We start from the raw sequence: 23,070 nt of genomic DNA, 5'->3' as shown, positions 1-23,070 counted from the left end.
AAGAATACATCAACGGCATTGACACTTTCACACACTATCTTGATTGCTTAAATGCTTCTTTCAATATTTTCCCGACCGAATCGACAACGCCGGGTTGTAGGATTCAGCAACCGATGATTTCTCCGTTAAACCAGTCCGTCAGCGGCAACAGTTGCGCTTTTCCCCACCGGCATCGAACCCGGCAACCGATGATTGCCTTGTTGAACCAGTCCGTCAGCGGAGAAAGATACACCCCCTCCCCCGCATTATTGAGCTCCGTGGCAGCCCTTACCCGTTTCCCATTTGGCTTTTCCGCCTTGAAACGGCGTTGCAGGATAGCGGCGCAACGTTGCCGGCCTCTTTCGAACGGGCGATGGACGGCATTGGCACCGCCGTACCGCCGCCCCGGCCCGACACCACCTTAAGACGGCCTGTGTCTGCCCGGCAGCATTCGGCTGAAAAAAGCCCGTATGCCGACTTTGTCGAACAGCTGCCGGATGCAGGGTTCAAAGCCAAAAACAGCAGAACGCAGGCAGCTTTGTTGAAACCGGCAGGACGGCCCTCCGTCAAAACGATGACGGAATATGGCTTTAACTTTGCAACGGGTGCGCCCTAAGCCCGATTGACGGAGTTGTCGGACTTAAGTTTTATCGAAAAGCACGAAAATGCGGTGCTGCCGGGCCCCGGCCGGGCAGGTGAAACCCATTTGGCTGTTTCTTTGGCTTATCCGGCAGTAATGGCGGGTATCAGTAACGGCAGCCGATTTGATGCTGCAACCGGCGGCGCATAATCGAGGAAAGCGGAAATCTTATCTGCAAGGTTCGGTTATGGGTCCGAGGCTGCCGGTGATTGATGAAACCGGCTGTTTACCGTTTGGAAGGGAAGACGCCAACCTGTTCTTCAATGTTGCGGCCAAACGGTATGGGCGGGGCAGCATGATTCTGACGGCCGATTTGCCGTTCAGCCGGCGGGCCGGGGCTTTTGCCAACGATACGGCTTTGACTGCCGCCATGTCGGACAGATTACTCCGCCATTGTCATGTTGTTCGGATAAGTGGAGAGAGTTACCGTTTGAAGGACAAAAAGAAGATAGGCATTGCGCCTGTGATAAAGGAGATTTACCCCCCCCGTGGGGTGAGCACAATCAAACTGCCGGTTCCGGTTTTAAAGTGGTCAGTTTTTGACGGCCGTGGACATGTACTGACTTAAACGACTTTTCCTCATAGGGATTGTTCTAACCTGAAGTTAAATTTCCCTAGTTATCTAGTACAGCCCCTTGCTTAAACATCTCTGTAAACATCCTACTGACTGAATCGAAAGTCGAACGGCTTTGTGTTTTTCACCATGCCTGCAGATAGTATTTCACGACTTCCAATCTGAATCCATTTGAATACTTTACCATAAAAAACTGCACGTCATAAGTTGGGATAGTATCCAACTTATGACGTGCAGTTCAATTCAAATTCTGATACAGTTTTTACTTACAACAATACTGTTAACTTATTCTTCAGTTTTATCCACTAATTCAACCAATGCCAATGGGGCATTGTCTCCCTTTCGGAAACCGTATTTCAAGATACGAATATAACCACCGTTACGAGTAGCGAAACGTGGACCCAGTTCATCAAACAGTTTTACAACAACATTTCTGTCACGGGTACGGTTGAATGCTAAGCGACGATTAGCCAAAGAAGGCTTTTTGCCCAAAGTAATTAAGGGCTCTACCACACGACGCAACTCTTTAGCTTTTGGCAAAGTAGTTATGATGGTTTCACAGCTCAATAAAGAATTACCCATATTCCGTAGCATCGCAGTCCGATGGCTGCTACTACGATTTAATTTACGATTGCCATTACGATGACGCATCTTACTTATCCTTTAATCTTTAATAATCTTTAAACTTACGGTTTTTCCAAGCCTACTGGTGGCCAAGCTTCCAGTTTTGAACCCAATGTCAACCCTTTTGAAGCTAAAACCTCTTTGATTTCATTCAAAGATTTTCTACCCAAATTCGGTGTTTTTAAAAGTTCTGTCTCGGTACGCTGAATTAAATCACCAATATAATAAATATCTTCAGCTTTCAAACAGTTAGCCGAACGTACTGTCAGCTCTAAATCATCTACAGGGCGCAACAGAATCGGATCAATGGGAGGTCCTTTTTCTTCTATCTCTTCAAGTGGTGTTCCCTGCAAATCAGCAAAAACAGACATTTGCTCAATCAAAATACGTGCAGCACTACGAACCGCCTCCTCCGGATCAATAGAACCATCTGTTTCGATATCCAATACCAAACGATCCAAATCCGTACGCTGCTCTACACGTGCCGGCTCAACTTCAAAACTAACACGATTAATAGGCGAAAAATTTGCATCCAACTGAATTGCGCCAATTTGTCGGTTTTCATCGCGAATAATCCGACGACCAGAAACAGACTGGTAACCGCGCCCCTGCTCTATCTTGATTTCCATCTCAATCTGACCATTTTCTGCAAGATGGCAAATAATATGTTCGGGATTAATGATTTCCACATCATGTGGCAGGCTAATATCGCCTGCCACTACTATGCCTGCTCCAGATTTTCTCAAAATTAACTGAACTTGACTGCGTCCATGCAATTTAAAAACTACGCCTTTCAGGTTCAACAAAATATCGACAACATCTTCCTGAATCCCTTCGACAGTAGAATACTCATGCAAAACACCAGTAATAGCCACTTCAGTAGGTGCAAAACCGCTCATGGATGACAGTAAGATACGACGCAAAGCATTACCTAAAGTATGGCCAAAACCACGTTCAAACGGCTGCATAGATACTCTTGCACGGCTGGCAGACAAGTTATCTACATCGATTTGACGAGGTTTCAAAAATTCAGAAGTGCTGTTTTGCATTTAACTGTCCCTCTCTATAGCTAGTAATTATTTAGAGTAGAACTCTACCACCAGCTGTTCATTAATATCGCCAGTTAACTCCGAGCGATCAGGCATATTCTTAAATATGCCTTCCATTTTGTTTATATCAACAGAAACCCAACCAGGTAAGCCAATTTGCGTTGCCAAACTCAAGGCCTCTTGAATGCGTACTTGTTTTTTAGCTTTTTCGCGAACTCTTACAACATCGCCAGCCTTAACTTGGTAAGAAGGGATACTTACCACCTGACCATTTACAGTAATAGCTTTGTGCGATACTAATTGACGTGCTTCCGCACGAGTAGAACCAAAACCCATTCTATACACAACATTGTCTAAACGTGACTCCAATAACTGGAGTAATAACTCACCAGTAGAACCTTTACGACGAGCAGCTTCTGCGAAATAGCGGCGGAACTGGCGCTCCAAAACGCCATACATACGACGGATCTTTTGTTTTTCACGCAACTGCAGACCATAGTCGGAAAGACGAGACTTTTTAGCTCCATGATGACCAGGCTCAGAATCAATTTTGCACTTGGATTCCAAAGAACGGCGCGCACTCTTTAAAAATAAATCTGTACCTTCACGACGAGCCAATTTACATTTAGGGCCAATATAACGTGCCATATCTCAAATCACTCCAATAATTAAATACGACGTTTCTTAGGCGGACGGCAGCCATTATGGGGCAATGGGGTAACGTCTGTAATGCTGGTAATCTTGAAACCCAAAACATTGAGTGCGCGAACAGAAGACTCACGGCCAGGTCCCGGACCTTTGATGCGAACTTCTAAATTTTTAACTCCATACTCTTGGGCAACTTTACCAGCTGCTTCTGCTGCCACCTGCGCAGCAAAAGGTGTACTTTTACGAGAACCTTTAAAACCAGCACCGCCTGAGGTAGCCCAAGACAATGCATTGCCTTGACGGTCTGTAATAGTAATGATGGTATTATTGAAAGAAGCATGAACATGCGCAATACCTTCACTCACGGTTTTACGTACTTTTTTGCGTACACGTGAAGCTGTGTTTGCTTTAGCCATTAATCAAATCCTTAAAAATTATTTTTTACCGGCAATCGCTTTACGCGGGCCTTTACGAGTGCGTGCATTGGTACGCGTACGCTGACCACGACAGGGCAAGCCACGTCGATGTCTCAAACCCCGATAGCAGCCCATATCCATCAAACGCTTAATACTCATCGTCACTTCGCGACGCAAATCACCTTCTACTTCATACTTAGAAACTTGCTCACGCAACGCTTCTAACTGAAACTCATCTAAATCTTTTACTTTTGTTATCTGCTCAATTTTCGCAGCCTCACAAATCAATTTAGCACGAGCAAAACCAATACCGTAAATAGCCTGCAATCCAATTACGATATGGGCATTATTAGGGATGTTTACCCCTGCAATACGGGCCATATTTTTTCCTTTACGGGCAAAATTTAATGATTATACCACAAATTAAGTTTAACTAAATATTAAATTAGCCTTGACGTTGCTTATGGCGAGGATCAGTACAAATTACACGAACTACACGATTACGATGAATAATTTTGCAGTTACGACAAATCCTCTTTACAGAAGGTTGTACACGCATTTTATTTCCTTTCTTAAATTTATCTAGCCCTAAACACGATACGTGCCCGAGTCAAATCATAAGGAGTCATCTCCACAGTAACCTTATCCCCCGGAGAAATCCGGATATAATGCATACGCATTTTGCCTGAGATGTGCCCTAAAACAATATGGTCATTTTCGAGCCTTACTTTAAAAGTTGCATTTGGCAAGGTCTCAAGAATCTCACCTTGCATTTGTATGGTATCTTCTTTAGCCATAATTTACTTACTAGATAATGATTTCATATCAGGTTGCTTAATCAAGTATTCATATCGCTGCGTAACTCTATATGAGGCAATTTGCGTATGAAAATCCATAGTTACTACAACCAAAATTAACAATGAGGTTCCACCCAAATAGAAAGGAATACTCAAAGCTGTAGTCAAAAACTCTGGAATTAAGCAAATAATGGTTATATATAAAGCACCAAACAAAGTTAAGCGCAACACAACTTTTTCCAAATATCTAGAGGTTTGCTCTCCTGGACGAATCCCAGGAATAAATGCTCCACTTTTCTTCAAATTTTCAGCCATCTCTTTAGGGCTAAATACTAACGCCGTATAGAAATAACAAAAGAAAATAATAGTTGCCGCAAACAGTAGAATATACACAGGCTGACCATGCTGTAACAAACCTGCCACTTTATGTAACCAACTATCTGAATCTGCAAAGCCAAACCAACTTAAAAGCGTTGACGGGAACAGAATAATACTTGAAGCAAAAATTGGCGGAATTACACCAGCCATATTTAACTTAAAAGGCATATGGGTATTCTGCCCTTGTAAAACCCTACTACCTGACTGGCGTTTAGCATAATGAATAGGCACTTTACGTTGGGCATTTTCAAAATACACTACAACATAAACCAACAACAAAGCACCTATCGCGATAAAAATAGCTGCCAACATACTTATTGATCCTTGGCTTGTAAGAGTAATCAATTGAGCTACTCCTGCCGGAATACCAGCTACAATGCCTGCTGTAATAATCAATGAAATACCATTACCTATTCCCCGCTCGGTTATTTGCTCGCCAAGCCACATCAAAAACATTGTTCCAGTCACCAAGCAAACCACAGTAGATATGAAAAATTCCAACTGCGATACTACTACCACATTTTGCTGATAAACAAAGGTAGCCACACCAAAACTTTGCATAACTGCCAAAGCAACTGTTCCATAACGAGTATATTTGGTAATAATTTTTCTCCCCGTCTCTCCTTCCTTTTTCAAGGCCTTTAATGAGGGAAGAATCTCAGAGGCCAGCTGAACGATAATTGATGATGAGATATACGGCATAATGCCAATCGCAAAAATACTAAAGCGCTCCAGTGATCCTCCCGAGAACATATTCAACATACCCAAGATACCACTACTTGCGCTTTCGTATAACTTAGCCAAGGCAGCCGCATCAACCCCAGGTACAGGAATATGTGCACCAATACGAAATACAATCAATGCACCCAACAGAAACAATAGACGCTTCCTCAAGTCACCAAATTTAGATAAACCTGATGAGAAAAGTTGATTAGCCACTTAAAATATATCCAAATCTTATTCTTCTACTTTACCGCCAGCAGCCTCAATAGCTACTCTAGCACCTTTAGTAGCTTTAATACCTTTCAAATTGACCACCTTACTGATGGCTCCAGAAGCGATAACTTTTACATTCGATACATCTGCGCCTACTAAGCCAGCCTGTTTCAAAACCAATACACTAATTTCATTTACAGCAACCAATTCCAGTTTATCTAATCTAACTTCGGCATTTTCAACCGAGGTGAATGATTTAAAACCGCGCTTGGGGAGACGGCGCTGCAAAGGCATTTGCCCCCCCTCAAAGCCCACTTTGTGAAAACCGCCTGCACGGCTTTTCTGACCTTTATGGCCACGACCACCAGTTTTACCCAAACCGCTACCAATGCCACGACCCATACGTCGCTTAGCTTGAGTCGAACCTTCGGAGGGTTGAATAGTATTTAAAAACATATTTAAAACTCCACTCTCAGCAAGTATCTAATTTTATTTATCATGCCACGATTTTCAGGAGTATCAAAGACCTCCACAGCATGTTCACGATGACGCAAACCTAAACCATGCACACAAGCACGATGGCTTTCGATAGTACCAATCAAACTTTTAACCAAAGTTACTTTAATTGTCTTTTGCTCAGTCATAATTAACTCCTAAAATATCCTCAACAGTCAAACCGCGTTTTGTAGCAATATCAGCAGGAGTATATAGCTTAGACAAGCCATCCAATGTAGCTCGTACAATATTATACGGATTAGTAGAACCATGTACCTTTGCCGAAATGTTATGAATACCCATAGCATCAAAAACCAAACGCATAGGCCCACCTGCTTTTACACCACTACCTTCTTTAGCAGGCTGCATGAATACACGGGTTGCACCATGCTTACCAATCACTTCATGATGAATAGAACCATTTTTCAAAGGTATTTTAATCATTGAACGACGTGCCTGATCCATAGCTTTCTGTACAGCAACTGGCACTTCTTTAGATTTACCTTTGCCCATGCCGATACGCCCATCGCCATCACCAACTACTGTCAGAGCCGAGAAAGCCATAATACGGCCACCTTTAACTACTTTTGTTACACGATTGACAGCCACCATCTTCTCAATTAAGCCGTCACCACGCTCTTCAACCTCATGTTTTGCCATCTGAAATCTCCAAATCTTTAGAAGCTTAGACCATTTTCACGAGCAGCTTCAGCTAAAGCTTTCACACGACCATGATATTGAAAACCAGAACGATCGAAAGCAACTTTTTCAACACCTGCAGCTTTAGATTTCTCAGCAATACGCCTACCAACAACTGCTGCCGCTTCAACATTACTACTTGATTTTAATTGATTGCGAACTTCAACTTCTAAAGTAGAAGCTTGAACCAAAACTTTATTGCCCTCTGCGCTAATGACTTGAGCATAAATATGGTTGTTTGAACGAAATACGCACAATCTAACCATTTTCAAATCTGCAATACGAGCACGGGTTTTACGTGCACGACGGATCCGAATTACATGTTTATTCATCAGAAAACCCTCAATTATTTCTTTTTGGCTTCTTTCATTACCACCACTTCGCCAATATAACGCACACCTTTACCTTTATAAGGCTCTGGCGAGCGATAAGCGCGGATTTCGGCAGCAACTTGACCAACAACCTGTTTATCGGCACCTGCCAAAATAATTTCTGTTTGATTTGGAGTTTGTACTGAAATCCCTTCCGGCATCTTATGAACAATAGAGTGAGAAAAACCCAAGGACAAATTCAACACCTTACCCTGAGCTTGAGCACGATACCCCACACCAATCAGCTGCAGCTTCTTCTCAAAACCCTCAGAAACACCTTTAACCATATTATTAACTAAAGCCCGTACAGTACCAGACATTGCATTAGCCTGTTTACTATCACCTTTAGCCATAAAGGTCAATTGACCATCATTTAATTCAATAACTACATTATCGGTTAATGGTAAAGACAATTCACCATTCTTACCTTTAACAACAATAGCATTTGTTCCAAATTTTACTTCTACGCCAGCAGGAACAGTCACTGGACTTTTAGCTACACGTGACATATTTCTTCTCCACTAGGCAACGATACATAATAACTCACCACCCACGCCCTCAAAACGTGCTTTACGGTCAGTCATTACACCCTTAGAAGTGCTAACAATTGCTATACCCAAACCATTCATTACACTAGGAATTTCGCGTGAGGCCTTATAAATACGCAAACCAGGACGAGATACGCGCTTAATTTGCTCAATAACGGGACGACCCGCATAATATTTCAACTGGATTTCCAAGATAGGTTTTGCATCTACAGAAACCGAAAAATCTTCAATATAACCCTCCTCTTTCAAAACTTTAGCAATAGCAAACTTCAGCTTAGAAGAGGGCATAGCCACTGCAGTTTTATTTGCACGCTGTGCATTTCGGATACGAGTCAACATATCGGAAATAGGATCATGCATACTCATAATTATTACTCCTATTACCAGCTAGCTTTAACAACACCCGGAATCTCGCCACGCATAGCAATTTCACGGATTTTAATACGGCCTAAACCAAACTTCCGGAAAGTACCGCGTGGCCGACCAGTTAAAGCACAACGACGACGTTGGCGAATAGGTGCAGCATTACGTGGAATCGCCTGAAGCTTCAAACGTGCCTGAAAACGTTCTTCATCCGAAGCATTCGAATCATTAATAACAGCAAAAATAGCCTCACGCTTAGCGGTATATTTTTTCGCTAAAGCAACACGTTTTATTTCTCGGTTGATAAGTGCCTTTTTAGCCATAAGTTACCCTTTGAATGGAAATTTAAACAACGACAACAGGGCTTTTGCTTCCTCATCTGTTTTAGCAGTTGTTGTAATAGTGATATTCAAGCCACGCAAAGCATCAATTTTGTCGTATTCGATTTCTGGAAAAATAATTTGCTCTCGAACACCCATATTATAGTTACCGCTACCATCAAAAGATTTACTGCTTACCCCACGGAAATCACGCACACGCGGCAAAGCAATCGTCACCAAGCGATCTAAAAATTCAAACATTCGATCTTGACGCAGTGTTACTTTACAACCAACCGGATAGTTATCACGAATTTTAAAACCCGCAATAGATTTACGTGCCATAGTTATTACAGGCTTTTGACCAGCAATCTTCTCTAAATCTGCAACAGCATGTTCCATTACTTTTTTATCGGCAACAGCCTCGCCAACACCCATATTCAAAGTAATCTTTTCAATACGAGGTACCTCCATAACCGATTTGTAATCAAACTGCTTCACCAACCCAGGGATCACCGTACTGTTATAAAACTCTCTCAAACGAGCCATCTTATCTCCTTATACTCCAATAATAGAACCATTAGATTTGAAAAAGCGAACACGTTTCATTTTTCCATCACTCTCAACCAATCTGACACCCACACGATCAGCCTTATTGGTTTCAGGATTAACAATAGCAACATTTGAAATAGCCAAAGGCATATTTTTGATAATTATGCCGCCTTCAATTCCACGCATCGGGTTCGATTTTTGATGCCGCCTAGCAACATTAACACCCTCAACCACAACTTTATCTCCCAGCACTCTAAGCACCTGGCCTTGTCTACCCTTATCTTTGCCAGCAATAACAACTACTCTATCGCCTTTAATAATCTTGTTCATTACTACTAATCCTTATAAAACTTCAGGGGCTAACGAAACAATTTTCATAAAGCGCTCTGTGCGCAACTCGCGAGTTACTGGACCAAAAATGCGCGTACCTAAAGGCTCAAGTTTGTTATTCAATAAAACCGCCGCGTTATTATCAAATTTGATTAGAGCCCCATCGGGACGACGAACACCTTTCGCAGTTCGAACCACTACTGCATTATAAACATCACCCTTTTTCACTCGACCGCGGGGAGCTGCATCCTTCACTGCAACTTTAACAATGTCGCCAATGGAAGCATAGCGACGCTTAGACCCACCCAAAACTTTGATACACATCACGCGACGCGCACCCGAGTTATCAGCCACATCTAAGATGGTCTGCATTTGAATCATTTTTTTACCTTTAAAAAAACCAACTTAATTTACCTTTTTCAGAAAGCTTAAAATACCAAAATTTTAGTATCCAGCAATCTGATATCTTGATAAAGATTCTAGTAAACCAGTCTTGGATCCCGAAGGGAAGAAACTTTCAGAAGAAAAACTGAAGTATTAAGAAACGAAGTCTACATATAAATTTACCTTGATGCAAGACCTCGTTTCTTTTTTAAGCCATTCTGTCTTAATTTTTAAACGGAACGGGCTTTTTCTACCAGCTCTTTAACAACCCAAGACTTGGTTTTGGACAAAGGGCGGGTTTCTTCAATTACAACCACATCACCAAGACCGTATTGATTTTGCTCATCGTGGGCATGAATCTTAGTTGAACGGCTGATAATTTTACCATAAAGAGGGTGCCTAACTTTACGCTCCACCAACACGGTAACGGTTTTATTCATTTTGTCGCTAACCACTTTGCCCTGCAAAGTACGAACATTTTTAGTTTCGCTCATTACTTAGCACCTTTTTCAGTTAAGATGGTTTTGACACGGGCAATATCGCGACGCACTCTCTTTAATTCACTAGGTTTACCTAATTGGCCAGTAGCATTTTGCATACGTAGGCCAAATTGAGTTTTCAGCAAATCAAGCAAATCCGTATTCAATTGCTCCACCGATTTGTCTTTCAATTCATTCGCTTTCATTATTGCCCCACCTGTCTCACCACAAATACTGTCGGAATCGGCAGCTTAGCAGAGGCTAATTCAAATGCCTCGCGAGCTAAATTTTCTGATACTCCATCCATTTCATACAGCATTTTACCGGGCTGGATTTCAGCCACATAATACTCTGGAGAACCTTTGCCCCCACCCATACGAACTTCTGCAGGTTTTGCAGTAATGGGTTTATCAGGAAATACGCGAATCCAAATGCGGCCACCGCGTTTAATATGCCGTGTCATAGTACGACGAGCCGCTTCTATTTGGCGCGCAGTCAAACGACCACGACCAATCGCTTTCAAACCGAACTCACCAAAACTCACCTTATTACCACGGGTAGCAATACCGGTATTACGACCTTTTTGCTGTTTACGGTATTTGAGTCTAGTTGGTTGCAGCATGACGACCTCCTGCTTTTCTTTGTCTCTTCTCTTGCTCTGGCTTAACTTGAACTACTTTTTCACCGCCTTCGCCAGTATAAACCCAAACTTTTAAACCCAAAACACCGTAAGTAGTATGAGCCTCACTAGTTGCGTAGTCAACATTTGCACGCAAAGTATGCAGCGGAACGCGCCCCTCACGGTACCATTCGCTACGGGCAATATCTGCACCGTTCAACCGACCGGAAGTCATTATTTTGATACCTTTTGCGCCAACACGCATAGCATTTTGCATAGCGCGTTTCATAGCACGACGGAATTGAACACGTTTTTCCAGCTGCTGAGCAATACCATCGGCGATAATTTGCGCATCTAGCTCAGGTTTACGAATTTCTTCAATATTGATATGCACCGGCACGCCCATCAGGTTTTGCAGATCACGTCTCAATACTTCAATATCTTCACCTTTTTTACCGATTACTACACCAGGTCGGGCAGAATGAATGGTAATACGGGCAGATTTAGCCGGACGCTCAATCACAACGCGACCAACAGAAGCATTCACCAAGCGCTTGCGCAGATAGTTGCGGACATCAATATCCTGCTTCAAAACAGTTGAAAAATCGCTACTTTTTGCAAACCATTTTGAAGACCAGTCTTTGGTTACCGCTAAGCGAAAGCCGGTAGGATTAATCTTTTGTCCCATAGCTTTTCCTTAATTGCCTACTGTCACATTGATATGACAGGTTTGTTTTTCAATGCGGTTACCACGACCCTTGGCACGTGCCTGAAAACGTTTCAGACTCGGCCCTTTGTCAACAAAAATAGCAACCACTTTAAGCTCATCAATATCGGCGCCGTCATTATGCTCTGCATTGGCAACAGCAGACTCCAACACCTTCTTCACTAGTTCAGCACCTTTTTTCGGGCTAAATGCCAAGATATTCAAAGCTTGAGCAACGTCTTTGCCTCGAATCAAGTCTGCAACCAAGCGGGCTTTCTGTGCAGAGATACGAGCATTTTTATGTTGTGCATTTACTCTCATGATTCACCTTATTTCTTTTTAGCCTTCTTATCAGCCAAGTGGCCTTTAAAGGTACGGGTCAATGAGAACTCACCCAATTTATGGCCGACCATATTGTCGCTGATAAACACCGGCACATGGGTACGGCCATTATGTACAGCAATAGTCAAACCGATAAAATCAGGCAGAATAGTTGAACGACGCGACCACGTTTTAATCGGGCGTTTGTCGTTTTTTGCACGAGCAGCATCTACTTTTTTCAGCAAATGCAGGTCTACATATGGGCCTTTTTTTAATGAACGAGCCATATCAATTAACCTTTATTTGAGTAACGGCGGCGAACAATCATATTGTCCGTGCGTTTGTTGTTACGAGTACGATAGCCCTTGGAAGGCGTACCCCACGGGCTAACCGGCTCGCGCGCTTCACCAGTACGACCTTCACCACCGCCATGAGGGTGGTCAACCGGATTCATTACCACACCACGTACAGTCGGTCGGATACCGCGCCAACGGTTAGCTCCAGCTTTACCGATTTTTTTCAGACTCTGCTCTTCATTACCCACCTCCCCGATAGTGGCACGGCAATCCACATGGATTTTGCGCACCTCTCCCGAGCGCAGACGAACCTGAGCATAAACACCTTCTTTGGCAAGCAATACCGCAGAAGCACCAGCAGAGCGTGCAATTTGCGCACCTTTCCCCGGCTTCATCTCAATACAATGAATGGTTGTACCCACTGGGATATTGCGGATAGGTAGGGTATTTCCCACTTTAATCGCAGATTCAGCACCAGAAACCAATACCGCACCCACTTTAACACCACGCGGAGCAATAATATAGCGGCGCTCGCCGTCTGCATAGCACAACAGGGCAATATGAGCAGTTCGGTTCGGATCATACTCTATGCGTTCTACTTTTGCAGGAATACTGTCTTTATTACGCTTAAAGTCCACCACACGGTAGTGGTGCTTATGCCCGCCACCTTTGTGGCGGGTGGTGATATGGCCGTTATTATTGCGACCGGCAGTAGAGCTCTTCTTCTCAACCAAAGCGGCATACGGCGCACCTTTATACAAACCTTCCGTGGTTACGCGAATCATACCGCGACGGCCAGCAGAGGTAGGCTTCATTTTTACAATAGCCATGTTACTTATTCCTTATCTGCAGTTGCCGCAGCAGCTTCCAAATCCAACTCCTGACCGGCAGCCAAGCCAATATAAGCTTTTTTCACATCGCTGCGCCGGCCGATAGTGCGGCCAAAACGTTTAGTTTTGCCTTTAGTGGTCGCAGTAGTTACAGAAACTACTTCGACACCAAACAGCAACTCAACAGCAGCTTTGATTTCCTGCTTGGTTGCATTGGGCAATACTTTGAAAGTCATCTGATTGCGCTTTTCGGCTAACAAATTGCTTTTTTCGGAAACAACAGGTGCCAAAATCACTTGAGTCAAACGTTGCTGATTCATACCCACTGCTCCTCCAACTGTGCAACCGCATCTTTGGTTATCACTATTTTTTTGTAACGCAGCAAGCTGTAAGGATCAATTTGCTGGGCTTCCAAAACCAATACGTTAGGCAAATTACGCGAAGCCAGATAAACATTTTCATCCAACTGCTTGGTAACAAACAAAACCTGCTCCAAGCCTAGATTTTTCACCTGTTCTGCAAATACCTTCGTTTTCGGTGTTTCAGCGGTTAGCGCATCAATAGCAAAAAGACGCTCGTCACGAACCAATTGCGACAGAATAGTCGCCATACCGGCACGGTACATTTTTCGGTTGACTTTTTGGGTAAAGTTTTCATCAGGCTTATTGGGAAACGCACGCCCCCCTTTGCGCCACAGCGGAGAAGAGGTCATACCGGAGCGCGCACGACCGGTACCTTTCTGACGCCACGGCTTTTTGGTAGAGTGCTTTACTTCTGCACGAGTTTTCTGAGCACGATTGCCTGAGCGGGCATTTGCCAAGAAAGCAGTAACCAGCTGATGAACCAACGCTTCATTGTATTCACGGGCAAATAAAACATCGGAAACAGCCAAACTGCCCGAAACCTGCCCTGTAGCATCAATTACTTTTAATTCCATTACGCACCTACCTTCACACTGGGACGCACCACCACATCACTGTTTACTGCCCCGGGAACGGCACCCTTGACCAACAACAGCTGGCGCTCGGCATCCACTCTCACAATTTCCAGATTTTGGACAGTTGCCCTAGTGTTACCATATTGACCGGCCATACGCTTACCCGGAAATACACGGCCGGGATCTTGCGCCATACCGATAGAACCGGGAACACGGTGCGAACGGGAGTTACCGTGAGAAGTACGTTGCGCGCCGAAATTATGGCGCTTGATAGTACCCGAGAAACCTTTACCCTTAGAGGTACCGGTTACATCGACTAATTGACCGGCTTCAAACATGGCAACGGTAACTTCTCCGCCCACCTTCAACCCGCCCAATTTTTCCGCAGAAACAGCAAACTCCATCAAGCCCCGCCCCGCTTCCACTCCTGCTTTGGCGAAGTGACCGGATTCGGCTTTGTTCACACGGTTTGCTTTTTTCTGACCAAAGGTAACCTGAACGGCGGCATAGCCATCGGTATCTTTGGATTTTACTTGAGTGACGCGGTTAGCAGACATATCCAACACGGTTACCGGAACAGAAGCACCCTGTTCGTTAAACACACGGGTCATGCCCACTTTGCGCCCAACCAGACCTAACGTCATGATTATTTTCCTTTTTTTAATAAAGGGCTGATTACGATTGATCAGCTATTGCACAAAAAAAACATACTTGGCACACTGCCAAGCAGTGCACTATAACACAGCCGGCAAACATCTTTCAAGAAAAACTTTGTTTTAAAAACTGTTTCTATCTTGACTGCTTTTAAAGCAAGCAACGGTTTACATTTTTATAGGCCGTCTGAAAAATACGGTTTACACAAACCGTATTTTTCAGACGGCCTATAAGCTAAAAATATACAGCCTGACAAATTTATTATCTTTATATTATCTATTGCCCAATACGGGTTCTCGAAGTTTCCACTCCTCCCTTAATTTCACCGTAGAGCTGGCTATGGCCGCCGCCTGACTGGGCGCAGGCTGCCAACAAAACAGCAAGAGCGGCTGAATACAAATATTTCACGATATATCCTTTACGTGGCAGAGCGTATTCACCTTAACACCAAAGTTACCCGTTAATCTTGCAAGAGAAATGAAAAGCGTCAATTTCAAAACCGTTTTCAAAATATAGACGGTGCGCGGAAGTGCGTTCACTACCCACGTCAGACGACACCCGGATTTTGCCTATACCCCCTTCTTCTGCAATACGGCGCACTTCAGCCAACAAACGGGCAGCATAGCCTTTACTACGACCATGAGGAATGGTAACGATATCGTCAATATGAAGGTGGCGGCCACTCGCAAAATCGATTTTCTCGCGAAAACCACAAACAGCCACAGCATTGGCTTTGCCTTCTTCAAAAATACCGAACAGCCGGTAGCCTTGCGGACGCTGCCGCTTATTGACCTGCTCCACGAAACGGGTTACATCAGTGATACCCGACCTCAATATACTCAACGCAGCAAAAGCAACTGCGGTATCCTCCGCACTGATTTCACGCAACACGCTCTCTGCCGCCAATGAGGCTCCAACTGTTGCAGCTTGTTGCTCTACAGCCTGCTTTTCCTGAATAGCCTGCGACAGCGATACACGCTCTTGCCCCGCGCCAACATCCTCTTTCGCCCGCTCGTCTATCAGTGCTTTACAATCCATCACGCGTAAATCATTATCTGCAGCAAAGTCCATCAAAAAACGAAACATCGGCGGATTAATTTCCTCCAACTTTTTATCTACCGCCACACAGCGGATTTTATCAACCAGAATCGGACGCACCCATTCATGATAAGAGAGGCGGTGGCCTTTGTCGAACGATGACAGAATGCCGCACAAACGCTCCGCCCAATCACTAGGGCGGAACACCTTACCGTTTCCGGTGGTGCCGTGAATCACAATCTCATAGGGGTTGCAAATTAACATGAGCGGTTCTCCAAAGGGAGTTGTCGGATGAAAGTATGGATTATACCCGACAGCCGGGCAGCCCTAAAGATTTACAGAGGGGAGGGGGACACACCGCCAATATTGAAGCATCTTGCAAAACATTCGGCCAAACTCGGCAGCCCCCACCATTTATTTCACTGCCGTCAATATGCAAAAAATATTTGAAAATAAGAAACAAATTTACTTTTATGTCGCAAAATTCTTACTTCGCCATGTCAATTACAGTGCAAAAATACCAACATTGTTTACCGCGCTCAGAAGGCAATGCCGTATAACACCCGCCTACGCGCCTACCGGCACTGCATCACCACCCAACCCAATTCCGACAATTTGAAGTGCAACGCCGTCAACACTACTATTTGAACCGGTAACAGCTGCCACCCCACAGAAAGAGCTGGTCGGATGCCTCAAACAATCTCATGTGTAGGAAATTCCAGCGTTGTTTACACTTTCCGTTTTTTGCATGCAGACCCATTTTGGGATTTTTGAGGGTTGTCAAGAATGCCGAAAGGCACGGCGAAGCCGCATCGTTCTTGAGAATGCTCCAAAATCACGAAACCATCATTCCAGCAAAAAAACAAAAGCTGTTTGGCATAAAAAGTGTAAACAACCCGACCTTTTCCAACATCCATGTCCTTGCAAAATACCTTCATGCCGTCTGAAAAGGCTTCTTTCGATATACAGGCCTGCCGTCCCGACCGGCTGCGTAAACAATACGGTTATTTCCAACATTTGTATTTTCAGGCTTGAATTGACTTTTTGAAAAACATCCGCCGCAATATTCCGACAACTCCCATCATCCAAAACAAAAATCCCTGCATATTCAGCAGGGATTTTGAACACCAACTGCAAAACGGATTAACGTTTTGAAAACTGCTTGGCACGGCGGGCTTTGCGCAGACCCGGTTTTTTACGCTCAACTTCACGAGCATCGCGGGTAACAAAACCTGCCTGAGACAGAGCAGATTTCAAATCGGCATTATAATCAATCAATGCACGGGTAATACCGTGGCGGATAGCACCTGACTGACCGGTTTCCCCCCCCCCGGTTACATTAACCTTGATGTCGAAAGATTCAACATTCTCGGTCAACACCAAAGGTTGGCGAACCACCATACGGCTGGTTTCGCGGGCGAAAAATTCATCAACGGGGCGGCCGTTTACGATAATCCGACCAGTGCCTTTTTGCAAAAATACACGAGCCACTGAACTTTTTCGGCGGCCTGTGCCGTAGTAATATTTACCGTTCATGTCGTGTCCTTAGATTTCTAAAACTTTGGGTTGTTGGGCTGCATGGCAGTGATCAGAACCGGCATACACTTTCAGTTTTTTAATCATGGCATAACCCAAGGGGCCTTTGGGCAGCATACCTTTAACGGCTTTTTCCAGAACGCGCCCGGGAAATTTCTCCTGCATTTCGGAAAAGTTGCGCTCATAGATACCGCCAGGAAAGCCTGAGTGTCGATAATATTTTTTATCAAGCACCTTGTTGCCGGTTACACGCAGTTTATCGGCGTTAATCACTATTATATAGTCGCCAGTATCGACATGAGGGGTATATTCGGGCTTGTGTTTGCCGCGCAGGCGGCGGGCGATTTCTGCGGCAACGCGGCCAAGAACTTTGTCTTGGGCATCAACCACAAACCACTCGCGCTTTACTTCATGCGGCTTGGCTGAAAAGGTTTTCATAAAAGCTAATCCAAACAGATATAGAAAGCTACCTATTTTATAGGGAATTACAACGGCTGTCAATCCAGTTTAGGGGCTTTCGTGATAAGGCTCCGCATCAACAAAGAAAATCGGGGAGACACCCAAAGTCGGAATGTTTTTCTGCACCGTATATCGAATGAAATACCGCCCTTCGCAGGAGGTGTATCGGTATGGGGAATCCCCGCAAGTGCCGTTTAGGCGGAATCCGCTTGAACCTTGCTGACAAGGCGGCTGCCTCGGGCAGTTTCGGGTACATCTGTACAGACGCTCACGCCCACTGCAACTCCCGGCAACCTGAAGCGAACGTATTGGTTCAAAGGAATGTATGCCTTCGCGAACACCGCAGGGAAAAGAAAATCAGGCTTGTGTTTTACTTAAAACTTTTTCGCAAGCATTAGTCATGTCGGTTATTTTACGCTCAAAATCGCCGATTGCCAAATCGTCTTTCATCGGCATCTTGAGCAGATCGTGCACGAGATTGAGCGCGGCCATGATCACGATTTTATCGGTTTCAACGATGCGGCCGCTTTGTTTGATGGCGTCGAATTTCTGATTGAGCATGGAAACGGCTTGCTGCAGCGTGTTTTTTTCTTCGGCGGGGGTGCCGATGGTGAAAGATCGCCCCATGATTTCGAGGCTGACTTGTTGGATACTCATTAATTTAAGCCCTCTTGTGCTGTTGTTTCGGCCTCCTGCGGCAGGCGGGCGAGCAGGGAGCGCAGATGTTCGGCATTGGCACCCAAAGCATTGCGGTATTTTTGGTTTTCAACGGTTAATGCATTGATTTGCGCCTGCATCTGCCCGACTACGCTGCGGTGCTTTTCCTGCTCGGCCTCGGTGGCAGCAAGGTGCCGGCTCTGTATGGTTTCGATGGTGTTGCGGTGTTGCGTTTCCATGTCCGCCTTGAGCTTGCTCATCTGCACCATCAAGGCTTCGCTCAATTCGTCCACTGCGGCCCTGTGTTCGTTTTTCTGCTGCTCCTGCGCCAGGCGCTGACGGGAAAGCTCTTCGTTAAGGCGGATGGTTTCTTCTTGCAGGCGTTTGTTTTCACCGAGCTGGGTTTCGAATTTCTGCGCCAGCTGGTAAACATTGACTTCGAGTTTGTCTAATAACTGATTCATGTTGTGTACGCTCGGTTGGTTACTGGGCAAGCATAGTAGGGATAACGGGGGCTGTCAAATAAGGCCGTCTGAACGTTATGTTTTTCAGACGGCCTGTATTGCGGCGGGTTCGTGTTATTCGAAGCGGGCTTCCCTCTCCATCAAACGCTCAACCACCCGGCGGGCATCGAGCTCTTTGCGGATAAGCTGGAGCAGGGTTTGCGTGATGGGCATATCGATTTGGTAGGTGCAGGCGGTGTTGAACACTTCTTCGATGGTGCTCACGCCTTCCGACACATGGCCGATTTCGGTCAGCACCTGGTGCAGCTCCTTGCCTTCTGCCAATCCCAAGCCGACACGCCGGTTGCGCGACAGGGCGCCCGTACAGGTGAGAATCAGGTCGCCTATGCCGGCCAGGCCCATCATGGTTTTGGGCTGCGCGCCCATGGCAACGGCCAAACGGGTGATTTCTGCCAAACCTCGCGTAACCAAAGCCGCGCGTGCGTTGAGACCGTAGCCCAGGCCGTCTGAAAGGCCGGTGGCGATGGCCATGATGTTTTTAACGGCACCGCCCACTGCCACGCCGATGGTGTCTTCGCTGCCATACAGGCGCAACACATTGGTGTTCAGACGGCCTACCAACCCTTCAACCCATGCTTTGTTTTCAGATGCGAGCACCACGGCACACGGCAGCTGCTGCGCCAATTCTTGTGCGAAACTGGGGCCGGACAGCACCCCGATATCGGGGTTGTCCGGCAGCACTTCTTTTACCACCTGGAAGGTCAGCAGGCCGGTATCCTGCTCAAACCCCTTGCAGGCGGTCAACACTGGCAGATGGCCGGCACCGTGCTCTGCCAACAGTCCGGCGCTCCCGCGCAAGCCCGCAACCGATGTGGCAATCAATACAAGCTCCGCACCTTCCAAGGCTTCACTCAGGCTGGTGTGTGCGCCCAAACCGGCGGGCAGGGCGAAGCCGGGCAGATAGCGTTTGTTTTCACGATCGCGGCGCAGGTTTTCCATGTGTTCGCGATTGCGCGACCACACAGCAGTTTCGTGGCCGTGCAGGGCAAAGTGGATGGCAAGCGCAGTTCCCCAAGAGCCTGCGCCGATTATGGTGATTTTCATGTTTGGTTTCTCCGACTCAGTCTGCTAACTTTAAAACAATCGCCGCCACGGTGCAAGTTTGCCGGCCGCGGGCGGCATCTGCATATTTGTGCCTGCAGATGTATAAATCATGCCTGCTCTTGCTGCAATTGATAATAATTATTATACTTTCTCTAACAAACCGTATTTTCCCGCCCGCAAATCCGTTTGGCGCGCCCGTAAGCCGCAACCTGCGCCCGCACCGCCCGCCGCACCATCCGTTTCAATAAAAAAACCTGCCCCGACTTCATGTTCCGACTCAACCATCTTTCTTTCGCCCTGCCCCAACACACGCTGCTGCACAATATCAATCTGCAATTCCAACCCAACCGCGTATACGGCCTTATCGGCCATAACGGCTCGGGCAAATCCACCTTATTGAAACTGCTCACCCGCCAGATTAAGCCCTCTGAAGGCAGCCTGCTGCTTGACAACCGCCCCATCGATGCCTATTCCGCACGCGAATACGCTCGGCAAACGGCTTATCTGCCGCAGCACCTTCCCACCGCCACCTCGCTGACCACACGCGAACTGGTGGCCATGGGGCGTTATGCCTGGAGCGGCCTGCTGGGGCGCAGCGCAGACGACCAAGCCGCAGTGGAAGAAGCATTTGCGCTCACCCACACCCAACGCTTTGCCGATCAGATTGTCGATACTCTCTCGGGCGGCGAGCGTTCGCGCATCTGGCTGGCGATGTGTTTGGCGCAGCAAAGCCGTTTTTTACTGCTTGACGAGCCACTGGCGGCGTTGGACATCGCCCACCAAATCGAAGTGATGGCGTTGGTACACAGCCTTTCGCGCCGCCTGAATCTGGGCATCATTATCGTGATTCACGACATCAACCTGGCAGCGCAATATTGTGATGAACTGATTGCGCTGAAACAGGGGCGGCTGCTCAAACAGGGGCAGCCGTCTGAAATCATGACTGCCGCCGTGCTGAAAGAAATTTACAGCGTTGAAATGAACATCATCGCCCATCCGCACAGCGGCCGGCCGGTAGCCCTGCCGTAAGCGGGGCGGCTTCGGAAAACGCCCGCACGCAACCGCCTGTGCCGCCGCATCAAGCCATAGCGGCGCAGCCAAAAAAACAAACATTCGCCGCCCGCCGCCGCAGCGGATACAAAAAAAGCCCACGCCTGCCGGCGGCAACGATTGGAAATAGAGAAAAACCGCCCGCCGGCCAAACGGCAGCCGTTAGGAGTTTGTTTAACAAAATCAAATATAAAAAATGCTTTTCAGCTCCGCAGAAACTGGTTTCCTTTCGGAAACGGCGTTTTCAGACGGCCTCGGCAATATTTGCCGCCTGCTGTTTTCCGCCCGCTGTTTTTCAGACGGCCTCTGCCGTGTGCGCGGTTTGGCGGCAGCAATTTTACCGGTGCTTTGCACAGCCGCCCTTGCTGCCCCCGCGCCGCGCGTGACCACCGCCGACAGCCCGCCGCCGCGTGCGGAACGCCCGCAAGTCAGTAGACAGCCGTTGGTAATGTGTTGAACAGAGTCAAACAGGCGCAGCATTTTCTTCAGACGGCCTCGGGCAGCCTCGGCCTATCAGGCCGTCTGAAAAAAAGCCATGCTTTAAAAAGCCCCGCTGCACCGGCCGCTCAAGGCTGCAAACGGTGTGGTGTTTAAGGCTTCAAACAGTGCCTGAGATTCCAAACGCAAACAAACGCCCGCCGCGCCCGCAGCGGCGGGTACAACGAAAAATCCCGCCGGCGGCAACGATTGGAAATGGAAAAAAACCGCCCCAGGCAGGCCGCGGCAGTTTTCGGCGGCCTTCGGCAACTTTAACGCTATCAATCTTAACGGGATAAGATAATGAAATGTTTTTTTCAAACGGCCCCGGCAATATTTGCTGCCTGCCGTTTTTCAGACGGCCTCTGCCGTATGCGCGGTTTGGCGGCAGCGGTTTTACCGGTGCTTTGCACAGCCGCCCTTGCTGCCCCCCCGCCGCGCGTGGCCACTGCCGACTGGTCGGCCGCCGAAACCCTGACCGCCATGAAGCTGCCGCCGCTGGCGGTAGGCGACAAGCGCGCCTACGGCAACTGGGTTAATTATCCTGCGCTGCCTGCGCAAACCTTGGATTCGGGGCTGCGCTTCCAGCCCAATCTCGAGCGGCTGCGGCAGATTAAACCCGATATGTTTGTGCAGTCTTCATGGTTTGCCCATTTGAAACCGCTGTTTGCCGCCATCGCACCCGTTTACGAAATCGACTTCGCCGCCGCTGAAGGCACACAATATACCCGCACCGTGGCCGCCACCCGCGCACTCGGCAGGCTGGTGAACGCCACGGCTGCCGCCGAGCGGCTGATTGCCGATACCGAACGGCGGCTGGCGCAACTTAAGCCAACGCTCGCGCCCTACCGCAACCGCCCGCTGGCGGTGGTGCAGTTTGTCGATGCCCGCCACCTGCGCATCTACGGGCGCACCTCGATGTATCAGGCAGTGCTCGACAAACTGGCCTTGAAAAATGCCTGGCAGGGCGAATCCAACGGCTGGGGTTTTGCCAATATCACCTTGGTCAAACTGGCCGAACTGCCGCCCGGCACGCTGCTGCTGGTGGTGAAACCGCACCCGGCCAATGTGCGCCCGGGCTTGGAAAAAAGCGCGCTGTGGCAGCGGCTTCCGTTTGCACAGCCTGCCAACCGCCGCGTTTTGCCCCCCTCATGGAGCTACGGCGCGCTGCCGTCTATGCAGCATTTTGCGCAGCAATTGGCGCACGCGCTGCCGTCTGAACAGGAAACATCATGGTAAGGCAACAGATTTTTTCAGACGGCCTGCTTGGATGTTAATGGCGGTATCGGCCGCGCCGGCATGGGTGTCGGGCTTACGGGTTCTCAAGCCGCAACAGGTTCGGC

General features: G+C 47.0%; 41 protein-coding genes and 1 other RNA gene. 7 read left to right on the top strand and 35 right to left on the bottom strand.

The window, feature by feature from the left end:
• Nucleotides 1-328 precede the first annotated feature (328 nt).
• The 3 genes from H7A79_RS13890 to H7A79_RS13885 are packed head-to-tail and all read left to right on the top strand — an operon-like array spanning nucleotide 329 to nucleotide 1,187.
• Nucleotides 329-595 carry a P-loop NTPase family protein gene (locus tag H7A79_RS13890; protein ID WP_214646384.1) on the top strand — a complete coding sequence of 89 codons (267 nt, stop codon included), beginning with the start codon at nucleotides 329-331 and terminating at the stop codon, nucleotides 593-595.
• A gap of 54 nt (nucleotides 596-649) precedes the next feature.
• Nucleotides 650-769, top strand: a complete 120-nt coding sequence (locus H7A79_RS15320; RefSeq protein WP_492011891.1) for a hypothetical protein — start codon at nucleotides 650-652, stop codon at nucleotides 767-769.
• Nucleotides 747-1,187, top strand: coding sequence for an ATP-binding protein (locus tag H7A79_RS13885; RefSeq protein WP_187001737.1), 441 nt, complete (start codon nucleotides 747-749; stop codon nucleotides 1,185-1,187). Before H7A79_RS15320 ends, H7A79_RS13885 begins: the two co-directional genes overlap by 23 nt.
• A 291-nt stretch (nucleotides 1,188-1,478) precedes the next feature.
• On the opposite strand, the gene rplQ is transcribed toward H7A79_RS13885, so the two are convergent.
• The 35 genes from rplQ to H7A79_RS13710 form a co-directional block, all read right to left on the bottom strand.
• Nucleotides 1,479-1,844, bottom strand: a complete 366-nt coding sequence (rplQ, locus tag H7A79_RS13880; protein WP_135034746.1) for a 50S ribosomal protein L17 — start codon at nucleotides 1,842-1,844, stop codon at nucleotides 1,479-1,481.
• 35 nt (nucleotides 1,845-1,879) lie between these two features.
• On the bottom strand, nucleotides 1,880-2,866 hold the full coding sequence (locus H7A79_RS13875; protein ID WP_135034747.1) for a DNA-directed RNA polymerase subunit alpha: 987 nt from the start codon (nucleotides 2,864-2,866) through the stop codon (nucleotides 1,880-1,882).
• 27 nt (nucleotides 2,867-2,893) lie between these two features.
• Nucleotides 2,894-3,514, bottom strand: coding sequence for a 30S ribosomal protein S4 (gene rpsD, locus H7A79_RS13870; protein ID WP_187000554.1), 621 nt, complete (start codon nucleotides 3,512-3,514; stop codon nucleotides 2,894-2,896).
• A 20-nt stretch (nucleotides 3,515-3,534) separates the two neighbouring features.
• Nucleotides 3,535-3,930, bottom strand: coding sequence for a 30S ribosomal protein S11 (rpsK, locus tag H7A79_RS13865; protein WP_135034749.1), 396 nt, complete (start codon nucleotides 3,928-3,930; stop codon nucleotides 3,535-3,537).
• A gap of 18 nt (nucleotides 3,931-3,948) precedes the next feature.
• Complete coding sequence (rpsM, locus tag H7A79_RS13860; RefSeq protein ID WP_135034750.1) at nucleotides 3,949-4,311, bottom strand: 30S ribosomal protein S13; 363 nt, start codon at nucleotides 4,309-4,311, stop codon at nucleotides 3,949-3,951.
• 64 nt (nucleotides 4,312-4,375) lie between these two features.
• A complete protein-coding gene (rpmJ, locus tag H7A79_RS13855; protein ID WP_135034751.1) occupies nucleotides 4,376-4,489 on the bottom strand; it encodes a 50S ribosomal protein L36 in 114 nt (37 codons plus the stop codon).
• 19 nt (nucleotides 4,490-4,508) lie between these two features.
• Nucleotides 4,509-4,727 (bottom strand): translation initiation factor IF-1, encoded by a 219-nt coding sequence (infA, locus tag H7A79_RS13850; RefSeq protein WP_135034753.1) that lies wholly within the window; start codon nucleotides 4,725-4,727, stop codon nucleotides 4,509-4,511.
• Nucleotides 4,728-4,730: 3 nt separating this feature from the next.
• Nucleotides 4,731-6,044 (bottom strand): preprotein translocase subunit SecY, encoded by a 1,314-nt coding sequence (gene secY, locus H7A79_RS13845; protein WP_135034755.1) that lies wholly within the window; start codon nucleotides 6,042-6,044, stop codon nucleotides 4,731-4,733.
• Between the two features lie 18 nt (nucleotides 6,045-6,062).
• Nucleotides 6,063-6,497: a 50S ribosomal protein L15 gene (gene rplO / locus H7A79_RS13840; protein WP_135034757.1), complete on the bottom strand. Its 435-nt coding sequence runs from the start codon at nucleotides 6,495-6,497 to the stop codon at nucleotides 6,063-6,065.
• 2 nt (nucleotides 6,498-6,499) lie between these two features.
• Nucleotides 6,500-6,685, bottom strand: coding sequence for a 50S ribosomal protein L30 (rpmD, locus tag H7A79_RS13835; RefSeq protein WP_135034759.1), 186 nt, complete (start codon nucleotides 6,683-6,685; stop codon nucleotides 6,500-6,502).
• Nucleotides 6,678-7,196 (bottom strand): 30S ribosomal protein S5, encoded by a 519-nt coding sequence (gene rpsE / locus H7A79_RS13830; protein WP_135034761.1) that lies wholly within the window; start codon nucleotides 7,194-7,196, stop codon nucleotides 6,678-6,680. Before rpsE ends, rpmD begins: the two co-directional genes overlap by 8 nt.
• A gap of 17 nt (nucleotides 7,197-7,213) precedes the next feature.
• The gene (rplR, locus tag H7A79_RS13825) at nucleotides 7,214-7,567 is read right to left on the bottom strand and encodes a 50S ribosomal protein L18 (protein WP_135034763.1); all 354 of its coding nucleotides are present in this window, start codon (nucleotides 7,565-7,567) and stop codon (nucleotides 7,214-7,216) included.
• 14 nt (nucleotides 7,568-7,581) lie between these two features.
• Nucleotides 7,582-8,115, bottom strand: coding sequence for a 50S ribosomal protein L6 (rplF, locus tag H7A79_RS13820; RefSeq protein WP_187000553.1), 534 nt, complete (start codon nucleotides 8,113-8,115; stop codon nucleotides 7,582-7,584).
• Between the two features lie 12 nt (nucleotides 8,116-8,127).
• A complete protein-coding gene (gene rpsH, locus H7A79_RS13815; RefSeq protein ID WP_135034767.1) occupies nucleotides 8,128-8,520 on the bottom strand; it encodes a 30S ribosomal protein S8 in 393 nt (130 codons plus the stop codon).
• A gap of 14 nt (nucleotides 8,521-8,534) precedes the next feature.
• Nucleotides 8,535-8,840, bottom strand: a complete 306-nt coding sequence (gene rpsN, locus H7A79_RS13810) for a 30S ribosomal protein S14 (RefSeq protein WP_187000552.1) — start codon at nucleotides 8,838-8,840, stop codon at nucleotides 8,535-8,537.
• Nucleotides 8,841-8,843: 3 nt separating this feature from the next.
• The gene (gene rplE / locus H7A79_RS13805; RefSeq protein ID WP_135034771.1) at nucleotides 8,844-9,383 is read right to left on the bottom strand and encodes a 50S ribosomal protein L5; all 540 of its coding nucleotides are present in this window, start codon (nucleotides 9,381-9,383) and stop codon (nucleotides 8,844-8,846) included.
• A 9-nt stretch (nucleotides 9,384-9,392) separates the two neighbouring features.
• Nucleotides 9,393-9,716 (bottom strand): 50S ribosomal protein L24, encoded by a 324-nt coding sequence (rplX, locus tag H7A79_RS13800; RefSeq protein ID WP_135034773.1) that lies wholly within the window; start codon nucleotides 9,714-9,716, stop codon nucleotides 9,393-9,395.
• Nucleotides 9,717-9,728: 12 nt separating this feature from the next.
• Complete coding sequence (rplN, locus tag H7A79_RS13795) at nucleotides 9,729-10,097, bottom strand: 50S ribosomal protein L14 (protein ID WP_187000551.1); 369 nt, start codon at nucleotides 10,095-10,097, stop codon at nucleotides 9,729-9,731.
• A 233-nt stretch (nucleotides 10,098-10,330) separates the two neighbouring features.
• The gene (rpsQ, locus tag H7A79_RS13790; RefSeq protein ID WP_135034777.1) at nucleotides 10,331-10,594 is read right to left on the bottom strand and encodes a 30S ribosomal protein S17; all 264 of its coding nucleotides are present in this window, start codon (nucleotides 10,592-10,594) and stop codon (nucleotides 10,331-10,333) included.
• Nucleotides 10,594-10,785, bottom strand: coding sequence for a 50S ribosomal protein L29 (rpmC, locus tag H7A79_RS13785; RefSeq protein WP_135034779.1), 192 nt, complete (start codon nucleotides 10,783-10,785; stop codon nucleotides 10,594-10,596). Before rpmC ends, rpsQ begins: the two co-directional genes overlap by 1 nt.
• A complete protein-coding gene (gene rplP, locus H7A79_RS13780) occupies nucleotides 10,785-11,201 on the bottom strand; it encodes a 50S ribosomal protein L16 (protein ID WP_135034781.1) in 417 nt (138 codons plus the stop codon). The genes rpmC and rplP overlap by 1 nt, the downstream gene beginning before the upstream one ends.
• Nucleotides 11,185-11,886, bottom strand: a complete 702-nt coding sequence (gene rpsC, locus H7A79_RS13775; RefSeq protein WP_135034783.1) for a 30S ribosomal protein S3 — start codon at nucleotides 11,884-11,886, stop codon at nucleotides 11,185-11,187. The genes rplP and rpsC overlap by 17 nt, the downstream gene beginning before the upstream one ends.
• A gap of 9 nt (nucleotides 11,887-11,895) precedes the next feature.
• A complete protein-coding gene (rplV, locus tag H7A79_RS13770) occupies nucleotides 11,896-12,225 on the bottom strand; it encodes a 50S ribosomal protein L22 (RefSeq protein ID WP_135034785.1) in 330 nt (109 codons plus the stop codon).
• Nucleotides 12,226-12,233: 8 nt separating this feature from the next.
• The gene (gene rpsS / locus H7A79_RS13765) at nucleotides 12,234-12,512 is read right to left on the bottom strand and encodes a 30S ribosomal protein S19 (RefSeq protein ID WP_135034788.1); all 279 of its coding nucleotides are present in this window, start codon (nucleotides 12,510-12,512) and stop codon (nucleotides 12,234-12,236) included.
• Between the two features lie 5 nt (nucleotides 12,513-12,517).
• Complete coding sequence (gene rplB, locus H7A79_RS13760) at nucleotides 12,518-13,351, bottom strand: 50S ribosomal protein L2 (RefSeq protein WP_187000550.1); 834 nt, start codon at nucleotides 13,349-13,351, stop codon at nucleotides 12,518-12,520.
• Nucleotides 13,352-13,356: 5 nt separating this feature from the next.
• Entirely contained in the window at nucleotides 13,357-13,671 is a 315-nt protein-coding gene (gene rplW / locus H7A79_RS13755; RefSeq protein ID WP_187000549.1) for a 50S ribosomal protein L23, read from the bottom strand.
• Nucleotides 13,668-14,288 (bottom strand): 50S ribosomal protein L4, encoded by a 621-nt coding sequence (rplD, locus tag H7A79_RS13750; protein WP_135034791.1) that lies wholly within the window; start codon nucleotides 14,286-14,288, stop codon nucleotides 13,668-13,670. Before rplD ends, rplW begins: the two co-directional genes overlap by 4 nt.
• Nucleotides 14,288-14,932, bottom strand: coding sequence for a 50S ribosomal protein L3 (gene rplC / locus H7A79_RS13745; RefSeq protein WP_187000548.1), 645 nt, complete (start codon nucleotides 14,930-14,932; stop codon nucleotides 14,288-14,290). The genes rplD and rplC overlap by 1 nt, the downstream gene beginning before the upstream one ends.
• A 463-nt stretch (nucleotides 14,933-15,395) precedes the next feature.
• Complete coding sequence (locus H7A79_RS13740; RefSeq protein ID WP_135034794.1) at nucleotides 15,396-16,244, bottom strand: GNAT family N-acetyltransferase; 849 nt, start codon at nucleotides 16,242-16,244, stop codon at nucleotides 15,396-15,398.
• Between the two features lie 879 nt (nucleotides 16,245-17,123).
• Nucleotides 17,124-17,516 (bottom strand): 30S ribosomal protein S9, encoded by a 393-nt coding sequence (gene rpsI, locus H7A79_RS13735; protein WP_135034798.1) that lies wholly within the window; start codon nucleotides 17,514-17,516, stop codon nucleotides 17,124-17,126.
• A gap of 9 nt (nucleotides 17,517-17,525) precedes the next feature.
• On the bottom strand, nucleotides 17,526-17,954 hold the full coding sequence (rplM, locus tag H7A79_RS13730; protein WP_187000547.1) for a 50S ribosomal protein L13: 429 nt from the start codon (nucleotides 17,952-17,954) through the stop codon (nucleotides 17,526-17,528).
• Between the two features lie 195 nt (nucleotides 17,955-18,149).
• A non-coding RNA gene (gene ssrS, locus H7A79_RS13725) (6S RNA) lies at nucleotides 18,150-18,327 on the bottom strand.
• 5 nt (nucleotides 18,328-18,332) lie between these two features.
• Complete coding sequence (locus H7A79_RS13720; RefSeq protein WP_135033353.1) at nucleotides 18,333-18,632, bottom strand: cell division protein ZapA; 300 nt, start codon at nucleotides 18,630-18,632, stop codon at nucleotides 18,333-18,335.
• On the bottom strand, nucleotides 18,632-19,096 hold the full coding sequence (locus tag H7A79_RS13715) for a hypothetical protein (RefSeq protein WP_135034802.1): 465 nt from the start codon (nucleotides 19,094-19,096) through the stop codon (nucleotides 18,632-18,634). The genes H7A79_RS13720 and H7A79_RS13715 overlap by 1 nt, the downstream gene beginning before the upstream one ends.
• 114 nt (nucleotides 19,097-19,210) lie before the next feature.
• Entirely contained in the window at nucleotides 19,211-20,200 is a 990-nt protein-coding gene (locus tag H7A79_RS13710; RefSeq protein WP_135034804.1) for an NAD(P)H-dependent glycerol-3-phosphate dehydrogenase, read from the bottom strand.
• Nucleotides 20,201-20,467: 267 nt separating this feature from the next.
• Here H7A79_RS13710 and H7A79_RS13705 point away from each other — a divergent pair, with 267 nt between their 5' ends.
• The 4 genes from H7A79_RS13705 (at nucleotide 20,468) to H7A79_RS13690 (ending at nucleotide 22,966) form a co-directional block, all read left to right on the top strand.
• Nucleotides 20,468-21,229 (top strand): ABC transporter ATP-binding protein, encoded by a 762-nt coding sequence (locus H7A79_RS13705; RefSeq protein ID WP_187000546.1) that lies wholly within the window; start codon nucleotides 20,468-20,470, stop codon nucleotides 21,227-21,229.
• Between the two features lie 217 nt (nucleotides 21,230-21,446).
• Complete coding sequence (locus tag H7A79_RS13700) at nucleotides 21,447-21,707, top strand: hypothetical protein (protein WP_187000545.1); 261 nt, start codon at nucleotides 21,447-21,449, stop codon at nucleotides 21,705-21,707.
• Complete coding sequence (locus tag H7A79_RS13695) at nucleotides 21,704-21,844, top strand: hypothetical protein (RefSeq protein WP_167743070.1); 141 nt, start codon at nucleotides 21,704-21,706, stop codon at nucleotides 21,842-21,844. Before H7A79_RS13700 ends, H7A79_RS13695 begins: the two co-directional genes overlap by 4 nt.
• A gap of 186 nt (nucleotides 21,845-22,030) precedes the next feature.
• On the top strand, nucleotides 22,031-22,966 hold the full coding sequence (locus tag H7A79_RS13690) for an ABC transporter substrate-binding protein (protein WP_187000544.1): 936 nt from the start codon (nucleotides 22,031-22,033) through the stop codon (nucleotides 22,964-22,966).
• Nucleotides 22,967-23,070 lie beyond the last annotated feature (104 nt).

Origin of the sequence: Neisseria musculi, assembly GCF_014297595.2 — a bacterium.
Taxonomy (GTDB): domain Bacteria; phylum Pseudomonadota; class Gammaproteobacteria; order Burkholderiales; family Neisseriaceae; genus Neisseria; species Neisseria musculi.
This window is presented reverse-complemented; position numbering and strand designations above follow the sequence as displayed.

Bases quoted from the DNA above. Each gene is read 5' to 3' on its own strand.
- rpsI (WP_135034798.1), bottom strand. From the start codon at position 17,516: ATGAACGGTAAATATTACTACGGCACAGGCCGCCGAAAAAGTTCAGTG.
- rplW (WP_187000549.1), bottom strand. From the start codon at position 13,671: ATGAATCAGCAACGTTTGACTCAAGTGATTTTGGCACCTGTTGTTTCC.
- rpmJ (WP_135034751.1), bottom strand. From the start codon at position 4,489: ATGCGTGTACAACCTTCTGTAAAGAGGATTTGTCGTAACTGCAAAATT.
- H7A79_RS13700 (WP_187000545.1), top strand. From the start codon at position 21,447: ATGCTTTTCAGCTCCGCAGAAACTGGTTTCCTTTCGGAAACGGCGTTT.
- rpsC (WP_135034783.1), bottom strand. From the start codon at position 11,886: ATGGGACAAAAGATTAATCCTACCGGCTTTCGCTTAGCGGTAACCAAA.
- rpsN (WP_187000552.1), bottom strand. From the start codon at position 8,840: ATGGCTAAAAAGGCACTTATCAACCGAGAAATAAAACGTGTTGCTTTA.
- rpsS (WP_135034788.1), bottom strand. From the start codon at position 12,512: ATGGCTCGTTCATTAAAAAAAGGCCCATATGTAGACCTGCATTTGCTG.
- rpsQ (WP_135034777.1), bottom strand. From the start codon at position 10,594: ATGAGCGAAACTAAAAATGTTCGTACTTTGCAGGGCAAAGTGGTTAGC.
- rpsH (WP_135034767.1), bottom strand. From the start codon at position 8,520: ATGAGTATGCATGATCCTATTTCCGATATGTTGACTCGTATCCGAAAT.
- rpsM (WP_135034750.1), bottom strand. From the start codon at position 4,311: ATGGCCCGTATTGCAGGGGTAAACATCCCTAATAATGCCCATATCGTA.
- rplX (WP_135034773.1), bottom strand. From the start codon at position 9,716: ATGAACAAGATTATTAAAGGCGATAGAGTAGTTGTTATTGCTGGCAAA.
- rplE (WP_135034771.1), bottom strand. From the start codon at position 9,383: ATGGCTCGTTTGAGAGAGTTTTATAACAGTACGGTGATCCCTGGGTTG.
- H7A79_RS13720 (WP_135033353.1), bottom strand. From the start codon at position 18,632: ATGAGTATCCAACAAGTCAGCCTCGAAATCATGGGGCGATCTTTCACC.
- rpsD (WP_187000554.1), bottom strand. From the start codon at position 3,514: ATGGCACGTTATATTGGCCCTAAATGTAAATTGGCTCGTCGTGAAGGT.
- H7A79_RS13690 (WP_187000544.1), top strand. From the start codon at position 22,031: ATGAAATGTTTTTTTCAAACGGCCCCGGCAATATTTGCTGCCTGCCGT.
- rplO (WP_135034757.1), bottom strand. From the start codon at position 6,497: ATGTTTTTAAATACTATTCAACCCTCCGAAGGTTCGACTCAAGCTAAG.
- rpsK (WP_135034749.1), bottom strand. From the start codon at position 3,930: ATGGCTAAAGCAAACACAGCTTCACGTGTACGCAAAAAAGTACGTAAA.
- H7A79_RS13710 (WP_135034804.1), bottom strand. From the start codon at position 20,200: ATGAAAATCACCATAATCGGCGCAGGCTCTTGGGGAACTGCGCTTGCC.
- rplV (WP_135034785.1), bottom strand. From the start codon at position 12,225: ATGAGAGTAAATGCACAACATAAAAATGCTCGTATCTCTGCACAGAAA.
- infA (WP_135034753.1), bottom strand. From the start codon at position 4,727: ATGGCTAAAGAAGATACCATACAAATGCAAGGTGAGATTCTTGAGACC.
- rpmD (WP_135034759.1), bottom strand. From the start codon at position 6,685: ATGACTGAGCAAAAGACAATTAAAGTAACTTTGGTTAAAAGTTTGATT.
- H7A79_RS13885 (WP_187001737.1), top strand. From the start codon at position 747: ATGCTGCAACCGGCGGCGCATAATCGAGGAAAGCGGAAATCTTATCTG.
- rplQ (WP_135034746.1), bottom strand. From the start codon at position 1,844: ATGCGTCATCGTAATGGCAATCGTAAATTAAATCGTAGTAGCAGCCAT.
- rpsE (WP_135034761.1), bottom strand. From the start codon at position 7,196: ATGGCAAAACATGAGGTTGAAGAGCGTGGTGACGGCTTAATTGAGAAG.
- H7A79_RS13740 (WP_135034794.1), bottom strand. From the start codon at position 16,244: ATGTTAATTTGCAACCCCTATGAGATTGTGATTCACGGCACCACCGGA.
- rplB (WP_187000550.1), bottom strand. From the start codon at position 13,351: ATGGCTATTGTAAAAATGAAGCCTACCTCTGCTGGCCGTCGCGGTATG.
- rplD (WP_135034791.1), bottom strand. From the start codon at position 14,288: ATGGAATTAAAAGTAATTGATGCTACAGGGCAGGTTTCGGGCAGTTTG.
- rplR (WP_135034763.1), bottom strand. From the start codon at position 7,567: ATGAATAAACATGTAATTCGGATCCGTCGTGCACGTAAAACCCGTGCT.
- rplM (WP_187000547.1), bottom strand. From the start codon at position 17,954: ATGAAAACCTTTTCAGCCAAGCCGCATGAAGTAAAGCGCGAGTGGTTT.
- rpmC (WP_135034779.1), bottom strand. From the start codon at position 10,785: ATGAAAGCGAATGAATTGAAAGACAAATCGGTGGAGCAATTGAATACG.
- H7A79_RS13875 (WP_135034747.1), bottom strand. From the start codon at position 2,866: ATGCAAAACAGCACTTCTGAATTTTTGAAACCTCGTCAAATCGATGTA.
- rplC (WP_187000548.1), bottom strand. From the start codon at position 14,932: ATGACGTTAGGTCTGGTTGGGCGCAAAGTGGGCATGACCCGTGTGTTT.
- H7A79_RS13705 (WP_187000546.1), top strand. From the start codon at position 20,468: ATGTTCCGACTCAACCATCTTTCTTTCGCCCTGCCCCAACACACGCTG.
- rplN (WP_187000551.1), bottom strand. From the start codon at position 10,097: ATGATTCAAATGCAGACCATCTTAGATGTGGCTGATAACTCGGGTGCG.
- H7A79_RS13715 (WP_135034802.1), bottom strand. From the start codon at position 19,096: ATGAATCAGTTATTAGACAAACTCGAAGTCAATGTTTACCAGCTGGCG.
- rplP (WP_135034781.1), bottom strand. From the start codon at position 11,201: ATGCTGCAACCAACTAGACTCAAATACCGTAAACAGCAAAAAGGTCGT.
- rplF (WP_187000553.1), bottom strand. From the start codon at position 8,115: ATGTCACGTGTAGCTAAAAGTCCAGTGACTGTTCCTGCTGGCGTAGAA.